Below are 4,906 nucleotides of genomic sequence, written 5' to 3'. Positions count from 1 at the left end.
GAACACCACGCTCTTGAGATCGCGCTCGAGCGTCTGCAGCTTGCCGCGATCGTCGTTGGACACGTTCGCGGGCGGGATGCGGGCGATTTTGGCCACGATCTCTTCGATCTCGGTCTTGCCGATGGTCTTCTTGCGCTTGGACGGCGTGAGGATGCGTTGGGCCGCGCCGGCCTCGTCGATCACGTCGATGGCTTTGTCGGGCAGGTGGCGGTCATTGATGTACTTCGCGCTCAGTTCCGCGGCGGCCTGCAGTGCGGCCACCGCGTACTTCACGCTGTGATGCTCCTCAAAGCGGCTCTTGAGGCCCTTGAGGATGTCCACCGTCTGCTCCACGGTCGGCTCAACCACGTCCACCTTTTGGAAGCGGCGGCTCAGCGCCGCGTCCTTCTCGAAGATGCCGCGGTACTCGGTGAACGTGGTGGCGCCGATGCACTTCATCTGCCCGCTGGACAGCGCCGGCTTGAGTAGGTTGGAGGCATCCAAAGTGCCACCCGAAGCGGCGCCGGCACCGATGAGTGTATGGATCTCATCGATGAACAGGATCGCATTGGGCTTGTCCTTTAGCGACTTGAGCACGCCCTTGAGGCGCTGTTCGAAATCTCCGCGGTACTTGGTACCCGCCAGCAGCGCGCCCATGTCCAGAGAATAGACCACCGACTCGGCCAGGATCTCCGGCACGTCGTTCTGGGTGATGCGCCAAGCCAGACCTTCGGCAATCGCGGTTTTGCCGACGCCGGCTTCGCCCACCAGCAGCGGGTTGTTCTTGCGGCGGCGGCACAGGATCTGGATCACGCTCTCGACCTCGTAATCGCGCCCGATCAGCGGATCGATCTTGCCGTCCTTGGCCATCTGGTTGAGGTTCTGCGTGAACTGTTCCAGCGGCGACTGCTTTTCGTTGCCCTTGGTCTCAGCGCCCTGCTCTTCGTTCTCGGCCGCGCTCTCACCGCCCTTGGCCGGTTCGGGCGGGTCGCTCTTGCGAATACCGTGCGCGATGAAATTCACCACGTCCAGGCGCGTCACGCCCTGCTGGTGCAGGTAGTACACGGCGTGCGAATCCTTCTCGCCAAAGTTCGCTACCAGCACGTTCGCCCCGGTCACTTCCTTCTTGCCGTTGCCGGTGGACTGCACGTGCATGATCGCGCGCTGGATCACACGCTGGAAGCCCAGCGTGGGTTGCGTGTCCACCTCGTCGGTGCCGGCCACCTGGGGCGTGTTGTCCTTGATGAAATTCGTCAGGGACTTGCGCAGGTCGTCGATATTGGCCGAGCAGGCGCGCAGCACCTCGGCCGCGCTGGGGTTGTCGAGCAGTGCGAGCAGCAGGTGCTCCACCGTGATGAATTCGTGTCGCTGCTGCCGGGCCTCGACAAAGGCCATATGCAAGCTGACTTCAAGTTCCTGGGCAATCATGGACACTTCCTTTGGGCTGGGGGTGATCTGAAGAGCGGTGGTCCGTATGGAACAGTATGCGGAAGATGACCATCACGTGGGGGAGGTTCCCGCTTATTCAATCGGTTCACTCAAACATTGCAGGGGATGGCCCGCCTGGCGCGCCGCCTGCAAGACCTGGTCCACCTTGGTGCTGGCGACGTCTCGGGTGTAGATGCCGCAGATGCCTTTGCCCTCCAAGTGGATCTTGAGCATGATCTGCGTGGCGGTTTCCCGGTCCTTGCTGAAGAACTCCTGGATCACGTGCACCACGAACTCCATGGGTGTGAAGTCGTCGTTGAGCAGCACGACCTGGAACATCTGGGGCGGCTTGATGCGCTGCGTGCGCCGTTCCAGCACGACCGAGTCGTCGCTACCGACACTGGGCGGTGCGACCGGGGTGAGCGGCTTTTTCGGGTTCTCGGTAGGCATGAAAATGATTCTAGCGGTCCGTGCGCACCCCACTGGGCGGCGGGGGATAGGAAATATCCATCGGCGTCGGCAACACGGGGCGAGTGCGGGCTCATGGTGCATTGTGGCCAGGGAGGCGCAAATAAAAACCGCCGATGAAGCGGACTTCACCGGCGGTTTTTTGGGCTTTCTGCCCCAGCCCGGCGCTGCCGCCGGCCGGGCTCACATGTGGTCGATCATCACCTGCCCAAAACCCGAACAGCTGACCTGGGTAGCCCCTTCCATCAGGCGGGCGAAGTCGTAGGTCACCTTTTTGGACTGGATGGATTTCTCCATGCTGGAGATGATCAGGTCGGCCGCCTCCTTCCAACCCATGTGGCGCAGCATCATTTCGGCCGAGAGGATTTCGGAGCCCGGGTTCACATAGTCCTTGCCAGCGTACTTGGGCGCGGTGCCATGCGTCGCCTCGAAGCAGGCCACCGAATCGGACAGGTTGGCCCCTGGTGCGATGCCTATGCCACCCACCTGCGCGGCCAGCGCGTCGGAGATGTAGTCGCCATTCAGGTTGAGGGTGGCGATCACCGAATACTCGGCGGGACGCAGCAGGATCTGCTGCAGGAACGCGTCCGCGATGCTGTCCTTGATCGTGATGTCCTTGCCGGTCCGGGGGTTCTTGAACTTGCACCACGGGCCGCCATCGATCAGCTCGGCACCGAATTCTTTCTGCGCCAGGCCGTAGGCCCAGTCACGGAAGCCCCCTTCGGTGTATTTCATGATGTTGCCCTTGTGCACAACGGTCACGCTGGGCTTGTCGTTGTCGATGGCGTACTGGATCGCCTTGCGCACCAGGCGCTCGGTCCCTTCGCGGCTGACCGGCTTGATGCCGATGCCCGAGGTGTTGGGGAAACGGATCTTGGTCACCCCCATCTCTTCGGTCAGGAACTTGATGAGTTTCTTGGCCTTGTCGGACTCGGCTTCGTATTCGATGCCGGCGTAGATGTCTTCCGAGTTCTCCCGGAAGATCACCATGTTGGTCTTGTGCGGCTCTTTCACCGGCGAGGGCACGCCCTTGAAGTACTGCACCGGGCGCAGGCAGACGTACAGGTCCAGCTCCTGGCGAAGGGCCACGTTCAGCGAACGGATGCCGCCGCCCACCGGCGTGGTCAGAGGCCCTTTGATGGACACCACGTACTCGCGCAGCGCCTGCAGGGTTTCGTCGGGCAACCACACGTCGGGGCCGTACACCTGGGTGGACTTCTCACCCGCGTACACCTCCATCCAGTGGATCTTGCGCCGGCCACCGTAGGCCTTGGCCACCGCCGCGTCAACCACCTTCAGCATCACCGGCGTGATGTCCAGGCCGGTGCCGTCGCCTTCGATGTAAGGCACGATGGGCTCGTCCGGCACGTTGAGCGACATGTCGGCGTTGACGGTGATCTTCTCGCCTTGGGCGGGTACCTGGATATGCTGGTACATGGGTGCGGGTCTCCGGTGGGGTCTGGTGGGCAGCGGGTTGATCCCCGCCGCGGGGCTGCTCAGCGCTGGGGTGGCGAGCAAATTCTAGTCCCGAGGCAACGGGCGGCCCGCCCAGGCCAGCGCAGGGTGGATGAGGGACAATTCCGGCATCCTTGTCATTTCCATGTGCCCCATGAAACGCCTGCTCGCACCCTTGTTTGGCCTGCTCACCGCCCTGCACGGCGCCACCGCCTGGAGCCAGGATGAGCCGCAGCTCCAGCTGCCCCGCGTCACGTTGTCGGCGGGCATGCACCTGATCCATGCGCAGGTGGCCAGTACCCCGGAACAACGCACCACCGGCCTGATGCACCGCAAGGACATGCCGGCCAACGAAGGCATGCTGTTCGTGTTTGAGCAGCGCGCAGGCCAGTGCTTCTGGATGAAGAACACGTTGCTGCCGCTGACCGCGGCTTTTGTCGCCGACGACGGAACCATCGTCAACCTGGCCGACATGAAGCCGCAAACGCTGGATTCGCACTGCTCGGCCGAGCCGGTGCGCTATGTGCTCGAAATGAACCAGGGCTGGTTTGCCAAGCGCGGCATCCAGGCGGGCGCCAAGCTCGGGGGGCCCCCGTTCAACAGCGCGAAAAAGGCCAACTGAGCCGAACCGATCACCCGAATAAAAAAACCCGCCGGCGTCAGCCGGCGGGCTTTTTTCGGGACCACCAGATGCCGTCAGGCGGCTGCGGACGCCAGAATGGCGTTGAGCGTCTGGCTCGGCCGCATCGCGGTGGCGAGCTTTTGTGTATCAGGCTGGTAGTAACCGCCGATGTCCACCGGCTGGCCCTGCACCGCCGCCAGCTCGGCCACGATGGTCTGCTCGTTGTCCGTCAGCTGCTGGGCCAAGGGTGCGAACTGGGCGGCCAGCGCGGCGTCTTCGGTCTGCGCGGCCAGCTCCTGGGCCCAGTACATCGCCAGGTAGAACTGGCTGCCACGGTTGTCCAGCTGCCCGGTCTTGGGCGACGGGTTCTTGTTGTTGTCCAGCAGCTTGCCGGTGGCCGCATCCAGCGCCTTGGCCAGGATCTTGGCTTTGGCGTTGCCGGTCTTGAGCCCCAGGTCTTCCAGCGAAACGGCCAGCGCCAGAAATTCACCCAGCGAATCCCAGCGCAGGTGGTTTTCTTCCACCAGCTGCTGCACGTGCTTGGGCGCCGAGCCGCCAGCACCGGTTTCGTACATGCCACCACCGGCCATCAGCGGCACGATGGACAGCATCTTGGCAGAGGTGCCCAGCTCCATGATCGGGAACAGGTCGGTCAGGTAGTCGCGCAGGATGTTGCCGGTGGCGCTGATCGTGTCCAGGCCACGGATCACGCGCTCCAGCGTGTAACGCATCGCACGCACCTGGCTCATGATCTGGATGTCCAGACCGGCCGTGTTGTGCTCGTGCAGGTACATCTTGACCTTGGTGATCAGCTGCGCTTCGTGCGGACGGTACTGATCGAGCCAGAACACCACCGGCATGCCGGAGTTGCGGGCGCGGTTGACGGCCAGCTTGACCCAGTCGCGGATGGCGGCGTCCTTGACCTGGCACATGCGCCAGATGTCGCCCTGCTCC

Annotated in this window: 5 protein-coding genes; 1 reads left to right on the top strand and 4 read right to left on the bottom strand. The window is 63.2% G+C overall.

Going from position 1 to position 4,906, the window contains the following annotated elements; all coding sequences use genetic code 11:
* The 3 genes from ACR2JA_RS15690 to icd form a co-directional block, all read right to left on the bottom strand.
* Window positions 1-1,407 (bottom strand): Clp protease N-terminal domain-containing protein (locus tag ACR2JA_RS15690; protein ID WP_434010012.1); only part of this gene is annotated, 1,407 nt, incomplete at its 3' end.
* 93 nt (window positions 1,408-1,500) lie between these two features.
* Window positions 1,501-1,857 (bottom strand): ATP-dependent Clp protease adapter ClpS, encoded by a 357-nt coding sequence (clpS, locus tag ACR2JA_RS15685; protein ID WP_434010011.1) that lies wholly within the window; start codon window positions 1,855-1,857, stop codon window positions 1,501-1,503.
* A 201-nt stretch (window positions 1,858-2,058) separates the two neighbouring features.
* Window positions 2,059-3,312, bottom strand: coding sequence for an NADP-dependent isocitrate dehydrogenase (gene icd, locus ACR2JA_RS15680; protein ID WP_434010010.1), 1,254 nt, complete (start codon window positions 3,310-3,312; stop codon window positions 2,059-2,061).
* Between the two features lie 172 nt (window positions 3,313-3,484).
* Between icd and ACR2JA_RS15675 the strand changes: the two genes are divergently transcribed.
* Window positions 3,485-3,952, top strand: coding sequence for a DUF192 domain-containing protein (locus ACR2JA_RS15675; protein WP_434010009.1), 468 nt, complete (start codon window positions 3,485-3,487; stop codon window positions 3,950-3,952).
* 74 nt (window positions 3,953-4,026) lie between these two features.
* Here the strand turns inward: ACR2JA_RS15675 and ACR2JA_RS15670 are convergent.
* Window positions 4,027-4,906: NADP-dependent isocitrate dehydrogenase (locus tag ACR2JA_RS15670; protein ID WP_434010008.1), on the bottom strand; the 880-nt coding region annotated here is incomplete at its 5' end.

Source organism: Hydrogenophaga sp. (assembly GCF_051007235.1).
Taxonomy (GTDB): Bacteria; Pseudomonadota; Gammaproteobacteria; order Burkholderiales; family Burkholderiaceae_C; genus Hydrogenophaga.
This window is presented reverse-complemented; position numbering and strand designations above follow the sequence as displayed.

Excerpts from the sequence above, each read along its gene's own strand:
- clpS (WP_434010011.1), bottom strand. The coding sequence starts at position 1,857 with ATGCCTACCGAGAACCCGAAAAAGCCGCTCACCCCGGTCGCACCGCCC.
- icd (WP_434010010.1), bottom strand. The coding sequence starts at position 3,312 with ATGTACCAGCATATCCAGGTACCCGCCCAAGGCGAGAAGATCACCGTC.
- ACR2JA_RS15675 (WP_434010009.1), top strand. The coding sequence starts at position 3,485 with ATGAAACGCCTGCTCGCACCCTTGTTTGGCCTGCTCACCGCCCTGCAC.